Raw genomic sequence first — 18051 nt, forward strand, 5'->3', positions numbered from 1 at the left:
CGCCGTGCGGTAGCAGCTGTCCACGCACAGGGGCCGCCTGGTGCTGCCGCGGGCCACAGGACAGCCTGCGGCAGCACCAGGCGGCCCCTGACCCGCGCCTCGCGCACCGCCTTCGGAAGATAGGCCGCCCTGCCACATGCCCATACGCGCTGCCGCGACGGTGGTGCTGACCGCCACCGAGCGCCACCGGCTGAAAAAGATGGCCTACGGCAGCAAAACCCCACACCAGACCCGGCAGCGTGCCACTGTCGTCCTCCTCGCAGCACGCGGCCGGGCTAACGCCAGGATCGCCGCCGAGACCCACCTGCACGTGGACACAGTGCGGACCTGGCGGAGCCGCTTCGCCCACGGCGGCATACCGGCTCTGGCCGACCGCAAGCGCTCCGGGCGCCCGGCCCGCTTCACCCCCGTGCAGGTCGCCGAGGCCAAAGCCCTGGCCCGCCAACTCCCGGCCGAGACCGGGGTACCGCTGGCGCGCTGGTCATGCCCGGAACTGGCCGCCGAGCTGACCGCGCGCGGCATCACCGACACCGTCTCGGCCTCCACCGTGCGCCGCTGGCTGCGCCAGGACGCGCTCAAACCCTGGCAGTACAGGTCCTGGATCTTCATCCGGGACCCGGATTTCCGCGCCAAGGCCCAGCGCGTCCTTGACCTGTACGCTCGAACATACGAAGGCGAACCCCTCGGCCCGGACGAGTACGTGCTCTCCAGCGACGAGAAGACCTCGATCCAGGCCCGCTGCCGCTGCCACCCGACCCTCGCCCCGGGCCAGGCCAGGGCGATGCGCGTCAACCACGAATACAGCCGCGGCGGAGCCGTGGCCTACCTGGCCGCCTACGACGTACACCGGGCGAGAGTCTTCGGCCGCTGCGAGGCCACCACCGGCATCGCACCGTTCATGGCCCTGGTCGAACAAGTCATGACCCAGGAGCCCTACGCCAGCGCCAGACGCGTCTTCTGGATCGTCGACAACGGTTCCTCCCACCGGGGGAAGAAGGCCATAGACCGTCTGACCAAGGCCTTTCCGAACGCAGTCATGGTCCACACCCCCGTCCACGCCTCCTGGACGAACCAGATCGAGATCTTCTTCTCAATCGTCCAGCGCAAGGTCGTCTCACCCAACGACTTCACGGACCTGAGCCAGGTCCGGGACCGGCTCCGAGTATTCGAAGACCGATACAACGCCGCGGCACAGCCGTTCCAGTGGAGGTTCACCACCTCCGACCTGGACGATCTGCTGGCCCGGCTCGACCAACACACATCCGCCGACCGACACCAAGAATCCCCCATCGCCCCGGCAGTCTGATCAACCCCCGAAGGACTTCCAGCGTCGACCACTAAGCGCTGTAGCGGGCCCGGAGTTCGCGCTTGAGCACCTTGTGGCTGGGGCCCAGCGGGTAGGAGTCGACGAACTCGACCCGGCGCGGGTACTTGTGCTTGGCGAGGTGCAGCTTCGACCAGTCGACGATCTCCTGCGCGCTCGGCCGCTCCACGTCCGGGGCAACCACGAGCACGAGCACCGCGCAGACCTCCTCGCCGTGCAGGGGGTCGGGCAGGCCGATGACGGCGGCCTCGGCGACGGCCGGGTGCCGCAGCAGGACCTCCTCGACCTCCCTCGGGTAGACGTTGTAGCCGCCCCTGATGACCACGTCCTTCTTGCGGTCGACGATGGCGACGAAGCCGTCGGCGTCCCTGGTGCCCAGGTCGCCGGTACGGAACCAGCCGTCGACCAGCGCCTCCGCGGTGGCCTCCGGGCGTCCGAGGTAGCCGAGGAAGACGCCGTGGCCGCGCACCACGATCTCGCCGAGCTCGCCGGTGGGCAGCAGCTCGATCCGGTCGTCCAGCTCCGCGCGGGCGATCTCCACGTCCACGCCCCACACCGGATGGCCGACCGTCCCGGCGCGGGTGCCGAAGTCGGGCTGGTTGACCGCGACCGTCGGCGAGGTCTCGGACAGGCCGTAGCCCTCCCAGATGCTGGTGCCGAAGACCGTGTCGAACCGCTCCAGTACCGGGACCGGCAGCGAGGCGCCGCCGGAGATGCACACCCGCAGCTCCGGCAGTTCGGCGGCGGCCTTCGCGGCCTCCAGCAGCGCGATGAACATGGTCGGCACCCCGTGGAAGGTGTTGACCTTCTCGCGCAGCATCAGCTCGATCGCCTGCGCGGCGTCGAACCGGGGCAGCAGCACCAGGGTCGCGCCGGCCCGCCAGGTGGAGTTCATGCTGACCGTCTGCCCGAAGGTGTGGAACAGCGGCAGCGCGCCCAGGGCCACGTCCGTCTGCCGGATGTCGTTGGCGTCGAAGGCGTTGACGGTGGCGTTCATCACCAGGCCGAGGTGGCTCAGCACCGCGCCCTTCGGCCGGCCGGTGGTGCCGCTGGTGTAGAAGACCACGGCCGGGTCCTCGGGCTTCCGGCCGACGAAGTGCGTCAGCGGCGTCACCTGCTCGGCCAGCTGCTCCAGGCGGCCCTTCGACCCCGGCACCGGGACCTCGGGGCCCACCGTCAGCAGCGGGACGTCCGCGATCCCGGCGGCCTCCGCCGCCACCGCCGCCATGGCGACATGGCTCAGCAGCACCGTGGCGCCGCTGTCCCGCAGCACATAGCCGACCTCCTCGGCGGTGAGCAGCAGGTGCACCGGCACCACCACACCGCCCGCCGCCAGGATCGCGTAGTACGCACGCGGGAACTCGGCGACGTTGGGCGCCATCAGCGCGACCCGGTCGCCCGGCCGTACGCCCAGCTCGACCAGGGCGGCGGCCTGGGCCAGCGACTGCTGCCACAGCTCGGCGAAGGTGAGCCGGGTGGCACCCTCGACCAGCGCGGTGTGGTCCGGCCGGCGGCGGGCGTTCTCGGCCAGGACCGAGGCGAGCGACAGCGTGATCATCAGCGGGCCCCGCCGTTGACGTAGAGGGTCTGGCCGCTGACGTAGGCGGCGTCCTCGGAGGCGAGGAAGGCGACCACCGAGGCGATCTCCTCCGGCTGGCCGACCCGCCGCAGCGGGGTCCGCTCGGCCACCGCGGCCTGGTGCTCCTCGGCGGTCGCGCCGACCCGCTCGGCGGTCGCGGCGGTCATCCCGGTGGCGATGTAGCCGGGGGCGACGGCGTTGACGTTGATGTTGAACGGGCCGAGCTCGATGGCCAGGGTGGCGGTCAGGCCCTGGATACCGGCCTTGGCGGCGGCGTAGTTGGCCTGGCCCCGGTTGCCCAGCGCGGAGCGGGAGCTGAGCGAGACGATCTTGCCGTACTTCTGCTTGCACATGTAGGTCTGGGCGACGTGGGCGCAGTTGTAGGCGCTGGTCAGGTTGACCGTGAGTACCGCGTCCCAGTCCGACTTGGGCATCTTGAAGAAGAGGTTGTCGCGGGTGATCCCGGCGTTGTTGACCAGGATGTGGATCCCGCCCAGGTCGGCGGCCGCCTGGGCGAACACCGCCTCGACGGCGTCGTAGTCGGTGACGTCGCAGCCGTAGGCGCGGGCGGTGCCGCCCTTGGCGGTGATCGCGTCGACGGTGCCCCGGGCGCGCTCGGCGGTCAGGTCGATCACGGCGACCGCCGCGCCCTCCTCCGCGAGACGCAGCGCGGTGGCCGCGCCGATGCCCTGCGCAGCGCCGGTGACGACGGCGACCTTGCCGGTGAAACGGGTCATCAAAAGCTCCTTGGAATACGCGGTTCGAGCAACACTGGTCGAGCAGCAGAGTCTTCGTGAGTCGCGGTCAGTCGCCGTCAGTCGCGGTCGACGAGCACCGCGGTGCCCTGGCCGACGCCGACGCACATGGTGGCGAGGCCGCGGCGGAGGTCCTCGCGCGCCATCCGGTGCAGCAGGGTGGTCAGCAGCCGCGCGCCGGAGGCGCCCAGCGGGTGGCCCAGGGCGATGGCGCCGCCCTGCGGGTTCACCAGCTCCGGATCGACGCCCAGTTCCCGGACGCAGGCCAGCGCCTGCGCGGCGAACGCCTCGTTGAACTCGGCGGTGTCCAGGCCGCCGATGTCGCGCCCGGTACGGGCGAGCACCCGGCGGACGGCGGGGACCGGGCCGATGCCCATCACGTCCGGGTCGACCCCGGCGCTGGCGCCGGCGGTGTAGCGGGCCAGCGGCTCGACGCCGAGCTCGGCCAGCGCCTCCTCGCTGACCAGCAGCAGCCCGGCGGCGCCGTCGTTCATCGGCGAGGCGTTGCCGGCGGTGACGGTGCCGGTGCCGTCGGTCCGGAACACCGGCTTCAGCGCGGCCAGCTTCTCCAGCGTGGTGTCCGCCCGGATCGACTCGTCGGCGCTCACCACCGTGCCGTCCGCCAGCGTCACCGGGACGATCTCGGCGTCGAACAGCCCGTCCTTGCGGGCGGCTGCCGCCCGCTGGTGGCTGAGCAGGGCGAAGGCGTCCTGGTCGGCGCGGCTGACCCGGTACCGGGCGGCGACCTCCTCGGCGGTCTCGCCCATCGACAGCACCCCGTGCAGCGCGCGCATCCTCGGGTTGGTCATCCGCCAGCCCAGCTTGGTGTCGAAGATCTCCGCACCGTGCGGCAGCGCGACCTCGGCGCGGGGCAGCACGAACGGGGCGCGGCTCATCGACTCCGAGCCGCCGGCCAGCACGATGTCCGCCTCCCCGGCGGCGATGGCGCGGGCGGCGGTGGTGACCGCCTCCAGGCCGGAGGCGCAGAGCCGGTTCATGGTGGCGCCGGGCACCGACTCGGGCAGGCCCGCCAGCAGCACGGCCATCCGGGCGACGTTGCGGTTGTCCTCACCGGCCTGGTTGGCGGCGCCCCAGTAGACGTCGTCGATCCGGGCAGGGTCCAGCGAGGGCACGCTGTCCAGCACGGCGCGCACCGCCGTCGCGGCCAGGTCGTCGGGGCGGACGGTGGACAGGGCGCCGCGCAGCCGGCCCACCGGGGTCCTGCGGGCGGCGGCGAAGTAGACGGGACGCATGGTGGTACTCCCTCTCAGAACGCGCTGATGTCTTCAGAAGGCGCTGACGTTGTCAGAAGGCGCTGACGCCGGTCAGCGCCCGGCCGATGAGCAGCTTCTGGATCTGGCTGGTGCCCTCGTACAGGGTCATCACCCGGGCGTCCCGGACGTACTTGCCCACCGGGTACTCGTCGATGAAGCCGTACCCGCCGAAGACCTGAAGGGCGGCGTTGGCGGCCTTCACCGCCGCCTCCGAGGCGTAGAGCTTGGCGACCGAGGACTCGGTGGCGAACGGCAGCCCCCGGTCGATCAGGTCCGCGACCCGCCACACCAGCAGCCGGGCCGCGTCCAGTTCCACCTTGATGTCCGCGATCATCTCCTGCACCAGCTGGTGGGCGGCGATGGGCTTGCCGAACTGCTCGCGCTGGACCGAGTAGCCCACGGCGGCGTCCAGCGACGCCTGGACGATGCCGACGCAGCCGGCGGCGACCGACATCCGGCCCTTGGCCAGGGCGGCCATGGCGACGCTGAAGCCCTTGCCCTCGGGGCCGAGCATCGCGCCGTGCGGGACCCGGACGCCCTCGAAGACCAGCTCGGCGGTGGGCTGGCCGCGCAGCCCCAGCTTGCCGTGGACGGTGGTGCGGGTCAGGCCGGGGCTGCCGGTCGGCACCAGGAAGGCGCTGACGCCGCGGTGCCCGGCCTCGCCGGTACGGGCGAAGACCAGCGCGACATCGGCCCAGGTGCCGTTGGTGATGAACATCTTGGCGCCGTCGAGCACCCAGTGGTCGCCGTCGCGTACCGCCCGGGTGGTCAGGTTGCCGGCGTCGGAGCCGGTGCCGGGCTCGGTCAGGGCGAAGCAGCCGAGCGAGTCGCCGGAGGTGAGCCGGGGCAGCCACTCGCGCTTCTGCTCCTCGCTGCCGTAGTGCGCGACGGACTTGGCGACCAGGCCCAGCGACACCGACAGCAGCCCGCGCACGGACGAGTCGCCACGCCCCAGCTCCTCGGTGACCAGCACGTACGACAGGTGGTCGCCGCCGGAGCCGCCGTACTCCTCGGGGATGGTGAGGCCGAGGAAGCCGAGCGCGCCCAGCTTCTTCACGATGCCGCGGTCGACCTCCTCGGCGCGGTCCCAGGCGGCGGCATGCGGGACGATCTCGCGGTTGACGAAGTCGGCGGCCAGCTCGCGGACGGCTGCCTGCTCCTCGCTGAGCTCAAGGTTCACGGGGGTCCTCACCTGACGTCCGGACGAAAGCGTCTCGCCGGGTTAAACTAGCGCTGCAAGTTTTTGGACTGTAACCCGGCCCCGCGCACCTTGGGAAGTGTGGCGTGGGTCATCCTTGGCAGCGATTCTCAGGCGGTGCTTCTCAGGAAGGGAGGTGTGTCCCGTGGCCCGTCCCCGCAGTCCGCTGCTCAGCCGCGAGCGCATCGTCGCGGCCGCGCTCGACCTGGTCGACGGCGAGGGCCTGGCGGCGCTGTCCACCCGCAGGCTCGCGGCGGTGCTCGGGGTCAGCGGGCCCTCGCTCTACAACCACTTCGCGACCAAGGACGCCCTGCTGGACGCGGTCGTGGACGAGGTGCTGGGGGAGGTGGACCTGGCGATGTGGACCGGCACCGACGCCGGGAGCTGGGCCGCGGCGCTGACCGACTGGGCCCGCTCCTACCGGGCCGCCCTGGTGGCGCACCCCAACCTGGTGCCGGTACTGGCGCAGGGTCCGGGCCGCCGGGCCAACGCGCTGCGGCTGGCGGACGCGGTCTTCGGCGGGCTGGTCGACGCCGGCTGGCCGCGCGGCGAGGCCACCCGCGTCGGCGCGCTGATGCGCTACCTGGTGTTCGGGTCGGCGCTCGGCTCCTTCGCCGGGGGCTTCCTCGACGACGAGGAGGTCTACGCGGCCGGCTACCCGCACCTGGGTCAGGCGCACCTGCTGGCGGAGCATCAGCGCAGCATCGACGAGGGCGCCTTCGAGACCGGGCTGACCGCCCTGGTCGAGGGCCTGGCGCTGCGCTACGCCCGGCTGGCGAACGGCTGAGACCACGCAGACCGGCGCGCCGTCGGGCCGGGGGCCAGCGACCGGGCCGGGTCAGTGGACGCCGGCGAGGTCCACGCACTGCGAGGCGCGGGCCTGGCGCAGCACCGTGCGCTGGGCCGGCGAGGGCGCGCCGGCGGCGGCGGTGACCACGCAGTCGATCTGGGCCGGGGCGGCGAACACGCTGAGCGCGGTGCTGCCGCACTGCGCGGCGGTGGCCAGCACGCAGGTCCTGGCCGAGGCCTGGACCAGGGCGCGGCGGGTGTCGCAGTCGGCGAGGCTGTCGGTGGTCGCGCCGTTCGGGCCGTCCAGGCCGGCGCAGTCCAGGAAGGAGAGCTCCAGCCGCATGCTGCGCAGCACCATCGCGGTCACCGGACCGTGCAGCAGGTCGTCGGAGTCATGGTGGTAGCCGCCGGTGAGGATCACCGTGGGCCGCTCGCGCGAGCGGCCGCTGCGGCTCAGGATCGCGGCGGTCCGCAGCGAGTTGGTGACCACGGTCAGCCCGGGCAGCTCGCGCAGATGGACCGCGAGCCGGTGGATCGTGGGGCCGCCGGACAGCCCGATGGTCATCTGGGCGCGGGCGCCGCGGGCCGCGGCGGCGGCCAGCGCCTCCTGCTCCGCGGTCACCCGGGCCCCCGGCGCCCCCGGCGCGGAGCCGCCCGGACGCGGGGTGGAGGCGGCCGCGGCCGCCTCCACCCGGTCCGCGGCGCGGCGCACCCGCACGGTGTGCCCCTGTCCGGCGAGCACCCCGAGGTCCCGGCGCACCGTCGCCTCGGAGACATGCAGCCGCCCGGCCAGGACGGCGATGTCCACCGAGCCGTGGGCCCGGACCTCGGCGAGAATCGCCCCCTGCCGCTGCCTCGCGAGCACGTCGGCTCAGCCCTTGCTCGAACCGAGCGACAGGCCGGCGATGAACTGCTTCTGCAGCAGCACGTAGACGACCAGTGTCGGTACCGCCGCGATCAGGGCCGCCGCCGCGATCAGGTTCTGGTTGCTGACGAACTGTCCCTGCAGGTTGGCCAGCGCCGAGGTGACCGGACGCTTGTCCCCGGACGACATCAGGGTGATGGCCCAGAAGAAGTCGTTGTAGATCCAGGTGGTCAGCAGCGTGGCCAGGGCCGCCAGCGCGGGCCGGCACAGCGGCATCGTCAGCTTCCAGAACCGGGTCCACAGGCCGGCCCCGTCCACCAGCGCGGCCTCGTACATCTCCTCCGGGATGGACTTCATGTAGTTGCTCAGCACGAAGACGCAGAAGCCCAGCTGGAACGCCACGTTGATGGCCACCAGGCCGAAGATGGAGTTGTACATCAACCCGCTGTCGCTGAGGAACGACGGCAGCGGGATCTGCAGGTAGAGCCGGTACAGCGGGGTGATGATGACCTGCTGCGGCAGCAGGTTGCCGGCCGTGAACAGGATCAGCAGCGCGACGTTGACCCTGACGTTCACCCGGACCAGCACGAAGGCCACCCCGGACGCCAGCACCAGCACGATCAGCACCGCCGGGACGGTGATCAGCACCGAGTTGGTGAAGAAGTGCAGCATGCCCGACTGGCTCCAGGCATCGCTGAAGTTCTTCAGCGTCAGCGAGTGCGGCATCGAGACATAGCCGTACTTCGACGTCTCCGCGTACGGGCGCAGCGCGATGTAGAGGGCGAAGGCGATCGGCAGCAGCCACAGGATCGACGCCGAGATCAGGAAGAGCTGCGCGGCGATCTGGCCCCAGGGCCGGGGCTTCGGCCGGCCTCCGCTGCTCTGCTGCGCCGCGACCCGGGGCAGGGTGTCGGTGGTCATGAGCCGTCCTTGGTGATCGAAGCCTCACGGCGGAACGTCTGGAACAGGAAGATGCTGATCGGCACGAGCGAGATGACCAGGAGCACCACGCCGAGCGCGGAGCCGAAGCCGACCCGCTGGGTCTCGCCGACGATGTTCGAGGTCACCAGGACCGAGAGCAGTTCCAGGCCGTTGATGCCCTTGTTGGTGATGTAGACCAGGTCGAAGGCGCGCAGCGACTCGATCACGGTGACCACCATGATCACGATGTTGATCGGCTTCATCACCGGGAACACCACGCGCCAGAAGGTCTGCCAGGCGTTGGCGCCGTCCACGGTCGCGGCCTCGCGCAGCGAGGGGTCGACCGCCTTCAGCCCGGCCAGGTAGAGCACCATCACGTAGCCGGCCTGCCGCCAGGTGGCCTCCACCAGCACCGCCCACAGGTTGAGGTGCGGGTTGCCGAGCCAGTCGATGGCGTTGCTGTTGCTGTTGCGCCCGATGACGGTGTTGATCAGGCCGTAGTTCTGCGAGTACATGAACTCCCAGATGATCCCGATCAGCGCCAGTGACAGCATCACCGGCAGGAACAGGATGCTCTGGTACATCCGGCTGCCCTTGATGCCCCGGTCGATCAGGACCGCGAACAGCATCCCCAGCGGGGTGGCGAACAGGATGAAGACGGCCAGCCAGATCAGGTTGTGCTGGACCGCGGGCCAGAACTCCGGGTAGATCGTGGCGGCCTGATGGTAGTTCTGCACCCCGTACAGGCAGCCGTTGTTCAGGATCGAGGGGACGTTGGGCAGGCATGCCTTGGTGCTCAGACTGCCGACGCCGTTCCACTTGGTGAACGACAGCAGCACCGTCGCCAGCGCCGGGAACCAGACGAAGGCGAGGTCGAGCAGCAGGGGGATGCCGAGGAGCAGCGCCACGACCACCTTGTCGCGCGCGGAGAGCTGGCGCACGCCCCGGCGGCGGCGGACCTTCGCCGCCGTCGCCGGGGTGCTTGCTTCAGTGCCGGAGGTCATGAAGTGTAGATCGCCTTTGCCTGGTCCTCGGCGCTCTTCTGCAGGGCCGCGATGTTGCCGGTGCTCGGGTCGTCGATGAACTTCTGGATGATCGCGATCATGGCGGTGGCCATGGCCGGGTCGGCGTCGCGGTCCATGAACTGGGCGACGGCCTTGCACTTGGCGATCTCGGCGGCCGACTTGGTCTGGATCGCGTCGTAGGTCGGCACGCTCAGGCCGGTGGCCAGGGCGACGTCCCACATGTCGGTCTTCAGGAAGCCGGCCTCGGCGGCGCCGGTGCCGATGTACTCCAGGATGGCCTTGGCGGCGTCGACGTTCTTGGCCTTCTTGCTGATCATGAAGCCGTCGGTGGGCGCGTCCATGTAGTCCGTGCCGTAGGCGGGGTTGATCTCGGGGAAGACGAAGAAGTCGAGGTCGTCGAGCTTGGCGCCGTCGGTGACGTACTGCTGGGCGACCTGGTTGCTGCCCTGGAACATCATCCCGGCCTGCTTGGTCTCCAGCGCCTTCGCCGCGTCCTGCCAGATCCGGCCGTTGGCACCGGTCTGCATGTAGGGCATCATCTCGGCCCAGTGCTGGAAGACCGCGGTCACGCCCGGGTCGGTCCATGGGATCTGGTGCTTCATCAGCTTGATGTGGTAGTCGTACCCGTTGATGCGCATGTTGAGGATGTCGAAGGTCCCCAGCGCGGGCCAGCCGTCCTTGTCGGCGAAGGCGATCGGGATCATCCCGTCGGCCTTCATCTTCTTGGCCAGCGCCAGGTACGCGTCCCAGGTGGTCGGGACGGTGTAGCCCTTGGCCGCGAACACGCTCTTGTTGTAGAAGACCACCCACGGGTAGTTGTAGATCGGCACCAGGTACTGGTGTCCGTCCAGGCCGGTGGAGAGCTGCTTGGCGGCGGGGCCGAAGTTGGAGCCGATCTTCGCCCAGACGTCGTCGATCGGCAGTGCCAGGCCCTGCGCGGCGAAGTACTGCATGCGGTAGCCGGCGAACCAGGTGAACAGGTCGTCCGGGGTGCCCTGCAGGTAGCTGGTGATGTTGGTCTGGAAGGTGTTGTGGTCGACCGTGTTGATCGTGATCTTCGAACCGGTCGACGCGGTCGCCGCCGTACACAGCGAGGCGAAGGCCGCCTTGACGCCCGGGTCGGAGTAGTTGGACCCGAAGGTCACCGGGCCGCCTGCCGCACCCGAGGATCCCGTGCCGCTGCCCGGCGAGGTCGAGCTGGAGCTGCACGCGGTCAGCAGCGCCCCACCGACCACGGACAGACCGGCGGCGCCGGCGATACCTCTGAGCAGGCTGCGACGACTCGGGGACATCCCGGCGCCGTTGGTACCCGACGAGCCGACGTCCGACATGGTGCCTCCATGGGGGAGTGGGTTGCTGTGGTGGGGCGCGGGGAGGCGAAACGAAACACAAACGCGCAGGACGCGAGTGCTCGGACGACCGGTACGGCAGGGGGTGGGCATTGTCGTGATGCAGATGACACCCAAGGGGCCTGCCAGCACCAACCGGTTTCCAACAGAAGTCACCAGGATGAAACGTTGTCTCGACCGCAGAGGTAGTTCTACGGCACAGGAAACAGGGCGTCAACGCCCTGTTCCGGATGCGTTGCGAGACCGTGATGTCCGCTCGGGGGCGGTGCCTGGCCGGTTGTGTCCGATTCGGTGCGCTACGCCCGACACGATCGGTGCTGACGGCGGATGGCGACAGACGCCTCAACGCCTGAACAAGATCGAACGTGTTGCCTCAATTCGCACCACAACCTGCCCAGGGATCCTCGCCCCGGCGCAGCAGCGCGGGCCGCAGCGCGTCGTCCGGCGGGGCGAACGAGCGGTGGAACACCGGGGTCGCCGACCCCGACAGCGGCGGCACGATCCAGCTCCAGTCCGCCGGGACGGGGCGCCCGCAGCGGCGCTCGCGCTCGATGTGGGCCAGGAAGCGCGCCGACTCGGTGTGGTGGTCGGCCATGGTCACCCCCGCCTCCTGGAAGGAGTGCAGCACCGCCAGGTTCACTTCCACCAGCGCCCGGTCCCGCCACAGGCTGCGGTCGCTGCCGGTGTCCAGCTCGAACAGCCGGGCCACGGTGGGCAGCAGGTCGTAGCGGTCGGTGTCGCCGAGGTTGCGCGACCCTATCTCGGTGCCCATGTACCAGCCGTTGAACGGCGCGGCCGGGTAGACCACCCCGCCGATCTCCAGGGTCATGTCCGACACCGCCGGCACCGCGTACCAGCGCAGGCCCAGGCAGGCGAAGCCGGCGTGCTGCGGATGCGTCAGCGGCACCTCCAGTACCGCGTCGTCCGGGAGCTCGTAGAACTCCGCCGGGCGGTCCGGCGCCGCCTGCACCAGCAGCGGCAGGATGTCGAACTCCTCCTTGCCGCCCTTCCAGCCCAGTTCCCGGGCCAGCGCGGTTCGCTTCGCGCTGCGCGGGTCGTCGGCGTAGCGCACCAGTTGCTCGCCCAGCAGCCGGGCCGCCGGACGCCCCGGGCGGTCCGGCGCGAAGACGCTGATCACCGGGCGGATCCGGCCGCCGTTGGTGGCCACCCGCAGATGCTCGACGCACTGCTCCGCGATGTCGTCCGGATGGCGCAGCCGGCGCAGGTCGCGCACCACCAGGCTGCGCCAGTACAGCCGGCCGATGCAGCGGGCGGCGTTGCGCCAGGCGACCCGGGCCCCGAAGGCCAGCTCCTCCGGGGTGTGCTCGTACGTCCCGGTGGACTCGATCGAGGCGCGGACCTCCCGCAGCCGGCGCTCGGGGGCGCCGGACACCGGCAGCTCCCGCGCGAACTGGCGGATGAACGATTCAGCGGCCACCAGCACGGCGCTCGGCGCCGGCTGCCTGCGGCGGGCCATGGCGGTACGTCGGAACAGCAAAGCTACATCCCTCCCGGCACATGGGTACCGCAGGTGAGCGACCGGGTGCGGAGAGTACCGGAATGCCCGTACGGGAACGGCACGGCTGGGCTACTCTGCGCGCAACCCGCACACCCTCGGGTCCGCCGTACGCCCCTCGGCTGCGCATGCGGGCCGCCTGGACCAGGGCGGGGCCGTCCACGCCTCGTGGGCGATACACCTAGACTCGCCCCATGCTGAAAGCCGACCGTATCGCGCGGATCCTCGACCACGTCGCCGAAGCGGGAAGCGCCGACGTGCACGAGCTCAGCGCCCTGCTGGGCGTCTCCGGGGCCACTGTCCGGCGCGACCTGCATCTGCTCGACGAGCAGGGGCTGCTGACCCGCACTCACGGCGGCGCGGTCACCGGCTCGGTCAACCTGGAGCTGCCGCTGCGGCACCGTACCGGCCGCCAGCAGCAGGAGAAGCGGCGCATCGCCAAGGCGGCGGCCGCGCTGGTCCCGGACGGCGCGGTGGTCGGGATGACCGGCGGCACCACGGTGACCGAGGTCGCCCGCGCGCTGTGCGACAGCCGTCCCACCGACCGCGGCCTGACCGTGGTCACCAACGCGGTGAACATCGCCGCCGACCTGATCGTCCGCCCGGAGATCCGGCTGCTGGTCGTCGGCGGGACGGCCCGCAGCGCCAGCTACGAGCTGGTCGGCCCGGCCGCCGAGCGGATGCTGACGCAGTACCACCTGGACATCGCGTTCATCGGGGTGAACGGCCTGTCCGCGAAGGAGGGCTGCACCACCTACGACGAGATGGAGGCCGGCACCGATCTGGCCTTCCTGCGCGCCGCGGCCCGCACCGTGGTCGTCGCCGACAGCACCAAGGTCGGGCGGGTCACCTTCGCCGGGATCTGCCCGCTGTCGGACATCGACGACCTGGTCACCGACGACGCGCTCACCGACGACCAGGAACGCGCCCTCGCCGACACCGGCGTCCGCGTCATCCGCGCCTAGCCGCCGCCCGGCGTTACTGCGGCGGGAGCATGTCCATGTGCTTCATCGCGTCCATGACGTCCTGGACGGTGAGGCTGCTCGCCGGGCCGACCGGCGCGAAGGTGAAGACCGTTCCCGAGGACGCGAAGTTCAGGTCCAGCTGCACGGTGTCGCCGGGCCTGGGCAGCCGGGTGAGGCTGCCGAGGGCGATCTTCTCGCCCTGCGCGGTCAGCGTCACCGAGCCGTGCGCGGGCACGGTGATCCACGGCTGCGGGGTCGGGGAGGAGCCGTCGACCAGGGTGATCGTCCTGGCCCAGGGGCTGGAGGCGCCCACCAGGCGGTCCGGGGTGCCGCCGTTGTTGCGGATGGTCACATAGGCGTAGACCGGGCCACCACTGCCGGCGGGCGGGTCCAGGTGCGCGGCCGTCAGGCCCAGCAGCGGCGGGGACGGTGTCGCCGCCGTGGCCGGCTGCGGGCCGCTGCGGCCCCAGACCAGCAGCAGCACCGCCAGTGCGGCCAGCACCGGCGCCTGCACCATCAGCAACCGCCGGGAGCGGGGCGCGCGGCCGTGCCGGGTGGCCCGCGCCTCAAGGGCGTCGGCCTCGTGTTCCAGCGCGGCGAGCTCCCGCTCCTCGGCGTCCACCGGTCAGTACCCCGACGGCCAGGTGAAGTCCTTGTAGGGCGTGTTGGTGCCCACGTCCAGCTGGATCTTCTTGTACTCGGTCAGCACGATCTTGCTCGGGTCGCCGGTGTAGAGCTTGCCGTCCACGTACACCGTGAGGGTGCCCTTGTTCGGGCCGACCTGGGTGCTGCTGAGCGGCTGCTTCCAGACGTCGAAGAAGTTGCCGAGCGTGTACTCCTGCTTGGTCGGCGACTCGACGTGGATGACGCCGGTCTCGTCGTGGGTGTGCAGGTAGTAGAACGCGCTGCCGCCGCTGACGAAGGCGCTGCCGTCGCTGCTGGTCTGCAGCTGGTACGGCGCGACGATGCCGATGCCGTAGGGGATGTTCTTCTGGGCCCCGTTGACGAAGATCTGCAGGTGCGAGTGGATGTGGTAGTCGAGCGCCTCCATGGAGTTGCTCTTGACGATCCCGTCGATGACCTCGCCGGTCGCCTGCTTCGCGGTGGTCGCCAGCAGCGTCGCGCTCTTGTCGATCGACGGGTCCGAGGCCTGCTTGTCTATCTTGGCCTGCGTGCTCTGCTTGTTCAGGCTCTGGATCCCGAAGAACGCCGCCGTCCCGGCACCGCCCAGCAGGACCACGCCACCGGCGATCCAGGCGATCATGACGTTGCGCTGGCGCTGGGCGTCGGCCTTGCGCTGCGCGGCTATCCGCTCCTGGGCTATACGGCGCCGATCGGCGTTCGACGGCTTCTTGTCTGTCATCGGTCCTCGGTAGCGTCAGGCCAGGCTGGAACACCTGGGTGTCCCCGCGCTCGTCACGTTAGTAGGTGGGCGGCTAAGCGTCCCGTAAGTGTGCCGGGGTATCCGAGGGGCAGGTCTTCATTTTGACCGATTATGTCTGATATAAGATCATCACATATTGGTAACGCTCACCCCGCCGCACGGTGCGGGCTGCCGTGCGGATCCCGGCAGTGCGCGTCGCCGCCCACCTCGCCCGTACCTCCGAGCTGCAGCAGCTCCGGCGTCGCATGGTCCACCTGGAGCGTGGTGTGGTCGATCCCGTAGCGGCCGCGCAGTGCGGTCTCCAGCCGGCCCCGGACCGCGTGGCAGTCCAGATCGTCGCTCACCAGTACGTGTGCCGACAGTGCGGGGTAGCCGGAGGTGATCGTCCAGACGTGGAGGTCGTGCACCTCGACCACGCCCGGCTCGGCGGCCAGCTCCGCTCCGATCACATCGGGATCGAGCCCGCTGGGAGCGGCCTCCAGGAAGATCCGCCCGGACTCCTTCACCAGCCCCGCTCCGGCCCTGAACATCAGCGCCGCGACCACCAGGGTCGCGATCGCGTCCGCGCGGTTGAAGCCGGTGAGCAGCACCACGAGGCCGGACACGGCGGTCGCGATGAAGGCCCAGGCGTCGTTGAGGATGTGCTGGTACGCGCCCTCGACGTTGAGGCTGCTGCGGTTGGCGCGGGAGATCAGCCAGGCCGCGATGACGTTGACGACGATCCCCACCAGCGCCGTGGCCAGCACCACCCCGCCGGCCACCGGCGGCGGAGTGATCAGTCGCCGGACGGCCTCGTAGGTGAAGATCGCGGCGAGCGCGAGCAGGGTGATCCCGTTCGCCTGTGCGGAGAGGATCTCGGCCCGCTTGAAGCCGAAGGTCAGCGCACCGCGCGCCGGACGCGCGGCCAGGCGCATCGCGACCAGGGCCAGGACCAGCGAGGCCGCGTCGGTGAGCATGTGGCCGGCGTCGGAGATCAGCGCCAGCGAGTGCGCCAGCAGGCCGACGGTCACCTCGCCGAGCATGAACCCGGCGATCAGCGCGAGCGCGCCGAGCAGGTAGCGCCGGTCGGCGTCCGCCGACACGCCGTGGCTGTGCCCGCCGTGCCCGCCGTGCCCACCGTGTCCGTGGTCGTGGGCAGGGTGCTGGTCGTGGCCGTGCGCACGGTCGTGGTCATGGTCGTGGGCGGGGGTCACCAGGGCCTCCTCTGTCGGCGCCGCGCGAAGTCTTCGGATGATGTGGAGTACCGGATGGCCGGAATGCCGATGGCCGGCGTACCGGGGCCTGGAGTCCGGTGACGATCACTACTGTACGCGATACATGAAGAGTCTTTCATGTATCCGGGCATGCGTTCTGCCACGCACGCCCCGCGCGCCGCGCCGAGCCCGCGCCTCGTCCGCGCCTCGTCCGCGGAGCGGGCTTCCATTGACGGGGCCGACGGCCCCGGATACGGTCACGTCAACATTCTGTTGAAGTGCAGTGGAACCCTGGAGGGGCACGCGATGGCGCGTCATGACGAAACGGCCGGTACCGAGGACTACGGCACCACGCTGTCAGGCGCGGTGCGAGCCCAGGTGGACCGCGCCCTTGCCTTCATCGACGCCGACCTCGCCCGCCGCTACCCCGGTGAGCCCAGCACCCGCCAGCCGGTCCACACCGTCTACGTGCCGGCAGACGCCCTCGCCGGGACCGGTGTCACCGGGCTGGTCCAGGACTGGGGCCGTCAGGCCCTCGCCCTGCTCGACCGGCACGCCCCGGACGCGGAGTCGCTCGCCGGGATCATCGGCCGCCCCGCCGACCGGCTCGCCGCCGAGGTCTACGACCGGGTCCGCGCCAAGCTGGAGCGCGAGCCGGTCGAGGACCTGCGCATCGACTTCGAGGACGGCTACGGCCCGCGTCCCGACGCCGAGGAGGACGCCGCCGCGGTGCGGGCCGCCCGGCTGGTGGCGGAGGCGGTCGCCGACGGCACCGCGCCGCCGTACATCGGCATCCGGATGAAGTGCATGGAGGCCGCGGTCCGTACCCGTGGCATCCGCACCCTCGACCTCTTCCTCACCGAACTGCTCGGCGCCGGATCCGGGCAACTGCCCGCAGGACTGGTGCTCACCCTGCCCAAGGTCACCTACGCCGAGCAGGCCACCGCGATGGTCCGGCTGGTCGAGGACTTCGAGCGGGCGGCGGGACTCACGGTGGGCCGGATCGGATTCGAGATCCAGATCGAGACCACCCAGGCCATCCTGGGCGCGGACGGCCGGGCCACCGTCGCCCGCATGATCGAGGCCGCGGAGGGGCGCGCCACCAGCCTGCACTACGGCACCTTCGACTACAGCGCCTCCTGCGGGGTGAGCGCGGCCTACCAGAGCATGGAGCACCCGGCCGCGGACCACGCCAAGGCGGTCATGCAGGTGGCGGCAGCCGGTACCGGCGTCCGGCTGTCCGACGGATCCACCAACGTCATCCCGACTGGGGACCCGGAGCAGGTCCGCGACGCGATGCGGCTGCACCACCGTCTGGTCCGCCGGTCGCTGGAGCGGGCCTACTACCAGGGCTGGGACATGCACCCCGGACACCTGCCCACCCGCTACGCGGCCGTCTACTCCTTCTACCGCGAAGGCCTCGCCCAGGCGGCCGCCCGCCTCAGCGCCTATGTCGCCCGCCAGGGCGGGGATGTCATGGACGAGCCGGCCACCGCGAAGGCCCTCAGTAGTTACGTGCTGCGCGGCCTCGACTGCGGAGCCGTCGACGAGCAGGAGGTCGAGAAGGCCACCGGCCTCGACCGCACCCGGCTCAACGGCCTCGCCGGCCGCTGAGGCCAATTTGGTGCTGCGCCCCCGTTCCCGTAGAGTTCCCTGGTCGCCGCCGGTCCAGGACCGGTCGGCAACATATTCCGGGAGCCCGAAAGGTGAACGGGGGCGGAATTCGCAGAACACTGCAAAATCCGCTAGAGTTTCACTCGTCGGAACGGGCCGGAAACGGCGCGGGAAGACGAAAATCGGACCGGAAAACGTCTGATAAAGTAGTGAACGAAGGAAGCGCCCGGAGGGGCCGGTGAAACGGTCTCGAAGGAAGCGTCCGCTCCTTGAGAACTCAACAGCGTGCCAAAAGTCAAC

16 protein-coding genes are annotated in these 18051 nt (G+C 70.7%); 4 read left to right on the plus strand and 12 right to left on the minus strand.

Going from position 1 to position 18051, the window contains the following annotated elements; genetic code table 11:
* Positions 1 to 136: 136 nt before the first annotated feature.
* Positions 137 to 1306 (plus strand): IS630 family transposase, encoded by a 1170-nt coding sequence (locus tag ABH925_RS21085; protein WP_370150089.1) that lies wholly within the window; start codon positions 137 to 139, stop codon positions 1304 to 1306.
* A 31-nt stretch (positions 1307 to 1337) separates the two neighbouring features.
* Here the strand turns inward: ABH925_RS21085 and ABH925_RS21090 are convergent, their stop codons facing one another.
* The 4 genes from ABH925_RS21090 to ABH925_RS21105 all read right to left on the minus strand — a co-directional run bounded on the left by ABH925_RS21090 (position 1338) and on the right by ABH925_RS21105 (position 6112).
* Positions 1338 to 2882, minus strand: coding sequence for a long-chain fatty acid--CoA ligase (locus tag ABH925_RS21090; protein WP_370150091.1), 1545 nt, complete (start codon positions 2880 to 2882; stop codon positions 1338 to 1340).
* Complete coding sequence (gene fabG / locus ABH925_RS21095) at positions 2882 to 3640, minus strand: 3-oxoacyl-ACP reductase FabG (protein WP_370150092.1); 759 nt, start codon at positions 3638 to 3640, stop codon at positions 2882 to 2884. Before fabG ends, ABH925_RS21090 begins: the two co-directional genes overlap by 1 nt.
* A 77-nt stretch (positions 3641 to 3717) precedes the next feature.
* Positions 3718 to 4911, minus strand: coding sequence for an acetyl-CoA C-acyltransferase (locus ABH925_RS21100; protein WP_370150094.1), 1194 nt, complete (start codon positions 4909 to 4911; stop codon positions 3718 to 3720).
* Positions 4912 to 4963: 52 nt separating this feature from the next.
* Positions 4964 to 6112, minus strand: coding sequence for an acyl-CoA dehydrogenase family protein (locus tag ABH925_RS21105; protein ID WP_370150096.1), 1149 nt, complete (start codon positions 6110 to 6112; stop codon positions 4964 to 4966).
* Positions 6113 to 6275: 163 nt separating this feature from the next.
* Between ABH925_RS21105 and ABH925_RS21110 the strand changes: the two genes are divergently transcribed.
* On the plus strand, positions 6276 to 6917 hold the full coding sequence (locus tag ABH925_RS21110; protein WP_370150098.1) for a TetR/AcrR family transcriptional regulator: 642 nt from the start codon (positions 6276 to 6278) through the stop codon (positions 6915 to 6917).
* A gap of 51 nt (positions 6918 to 6968) precedes the next feature.
* On the opposite strand, the gene ABH925_RS21115 is transcribed toward ABH925_RS21110, so the two are convergent.
* From ABH925_RS21115 to ABH925_RS21135, 5 genes are all read right to left on the minus strand, one after another.
* Positions 6969 to 7784, minus strand: a complete 816-nt coding sequence (locus ABH925_RS21115) for a DeoR/GlpR family DNA-binding transcription regulator (RefSeq protein WP_370150099.1) — start codon at positions 7782 to 7784, stop codon at positions 6969 to 6971.
* Between the two features lie 6 nt (positions 7785 to 7790).
* Positions 7791 to 8705, minus strand: a complete 915-nt coding sequence (locus ABH925_RS21120) for a carbohydrate ABC transporter permease (RefSeq protein ID WP_370150101.1) — start codon at positions 8703 to 8705, stop codon at positions 7791 to 7793.
* Positions 8702 to 9709, minus strand: coding sequence for a carbohydrate ABC transporter permease (locus tag ABH925_RS21125; protein ID WP_370150103.1), 1008 nt, complete (start codon positions 9707 to 9709; stop codon positions 8702 to 8704). The genes ABH925_RS21120 and ABH925_RS21125 overlap by 4 nt, the downstream gene beginning before the upstream one ends.
* The gene (locus ABH925_RS21130) at positions 9706 to 11022 is read right to left on the minus strand and encodes an ABC transporter substrate-binding protein (protein WP_370150135.1); all 1317 of its coding nucleotides are present in this window, start codon (positions 11020 to 11022) and stop codon (positions 9706 to 9708) included. Before ABH925_RS21130 ends, ABH925_RS21125 begins: the two co-directional genes overlap by 4 nt.
* A 430-nt stretch (positions 11023 to 11452) precedes the next feature.
* Positions 11453 to 12556, minus strand: coding sequence for a nitric oxide synthase oxygenase (locus ABH925_RS21135; protein ID WP_370150136.1), 1104 nt, complete (start codon positions 12554 to 12556; stop codon positions 11453 to 11455).
* 233 nt (positions 12557 to 12789) lie between these two features.
* Here ABH925_RS21135 and ABH925_RS21140 point away from each other — a divergent pair, with 233 nt between their 5' ends.
* Positions 12790 to 13560 carry a DeoR/GlpR family DNA-binding transcription regulator gene (locus ABH925_RS21140; RefSeq protein ID WP_370150106.1) on the plus strand — a complete coding sequence of 257 codons (771 nt, stop codon included), beginning with the start codon at positions 12790 to 12792 and terminating at the stop codon, positions 13558 to 13560.
* A 13-nt stretch (positions 13561 to 13573) separates the two neighbouring features.
* On the opposite strand, the gene ABH925_RS21145 is transcribed toward ABH925_RS21140, so the two are convergent.
* The 3 genes from ABH925_RS21145 to ABH925_RS21155 all read right to left on the minus strand — a co-directional run bounded on the left by ABH925_RS21145 (position 13574) and on the right by ABH925_RS21155 (position 16137).
* Positions 13574 to 14182, minus strand: a complete 609-nt coding sequence (locus ABH925_RS21145) for a copper chaperone PCu(A)C (protein WP_370150107.1) — start codon at positions 14180 to 14182, stop codon at positions 13574 to 13576.
* Positions 14183 to 14185: 3 nt separating this feature from the next.
* On the minus strand, positions 14186 to 14923 hold the full coding sequence (locus tag ABH925_RS21150; RefSeq protein WP_370150109.1) for a hypothetical protein: 738 nt from the start codon (positions 14921 to 14923) through the stop codon (positions 14186 to 14188).
* Positions 14924 to 15090: 167 nt separating this feature from the next.
* Positions 15091 to 16137, minus strand: a complete 1047-nt coding sequence (locus ABH925_RS21155; RefSeq protein WP_370150111.1) for a cation diffusion facilitator family transporter — start codon at positions 16135 to 16137, stop codon at positions 15091 to 15093.
* Between the two features lie 306 nt (positions 16138 to 16443).
* Here ABH925_RS21155 and ABH925_RS21160 point away from each other — a divergent pair, with 306 nt between their 5' ends.
* Positions 16444 to 17751 carry an aldolase/citrate lyase family protein gene (locus ABH925_RS21160; protein WP_370150113.1) on the plus strand — a complete coding sequence of 436 codons (1308 nt, stop codon included), beginning with the start codon at positions 16444 to 16446 and terminating at the stop codon, positions 17749 to 17751.
* Positions 17752 to 18051: the final 300 nt, after the last annotated feature.

Source organism: Streptacidiphilus sp. EB129, assembly GCF_041262645.1.
GTDB lineage: Bacteria > Actinomycetota > Actinomycetes > Streptomycetales > Streptomycetaceae > Streptacidiphilus.

Coding starts and splice junctions, on each gene's coding strand:
- ABH925_RS21160 (WP_370150113.1), top strand. CDS start 16,444: ATGGCGCGTCATGACGAAACGGCCGGTACCGAGGACTACGGCACCACG.
- ABH925_RS21090 (WP_370150091.1), bottom strand. CDS start 2,882: ATGATCACGCTGTCGCTCGCCTCGGTCCTGGCCGAGAACGCCCGCCGC.
- ABH925_RS21150 (WP_370150109.1), bottom strand. CDS start 14,923: ATGACAGACAAGAAGCCGTCGAACGCCGATCGGCGCCGTATAGCCCAG.
- ABH925_RS21085 (WP_370150089.1), top strand. CDS start 137: ATGCCCATACGCGCTGCCGCGACGGTGGTGCTGACCGCCACCGAGCGC.
- ABH925_RS21125 (WP_370150103.1), bottom strand. CDS start 9,709: ATGACCTCCGGCACTGAAGCAAGCACCCCGGCGACGGCGGCGAAGGTC.
- ABH925_RS21100 (WP_370150094.1), bottom strand. CDS start 4,911: ATGCGTCCCGTCTACTTCGCCGCCGCCCGCAGGACCCCGGTGGGCCGG.
- ABH925_RS21130 (WP_370150135.1), bottom strand. CDS start 11,022: ATGTCCCCGAGTCGTCGCAGCCTGCTCAGAGGTATCGCCGGCGCCGCC.
- fabG (WP_370150092.1), bottom strand. CDS start 3,640: ATGACCCGTTTCACCGGCAAGGTCGCCGTCGTCACCGGCGCTGCGCAG.
- ABH925_RS21135 (WP_370150136.1), bottom strand. CDS start 12,556: ATGGCCCGCCGCAGGCAGCCGGCGCCGAGCGCCGTGCTGGTGGCCGCT.
- ABH925_RS21140 (WP_370150106.1), top strand. CDS start 12,790: ATGCTGAAAGCCGACCGTATCGCGCGGATCCTCGACCACGTCGCCGAA.
- ABH925_RS21120 (WP_370150101.1), bottom strand. CDS start 8,705: ATGACCACCGACACCCTGCCCCGGGTCGCGGCGCAGCAGAGCAGCGGA.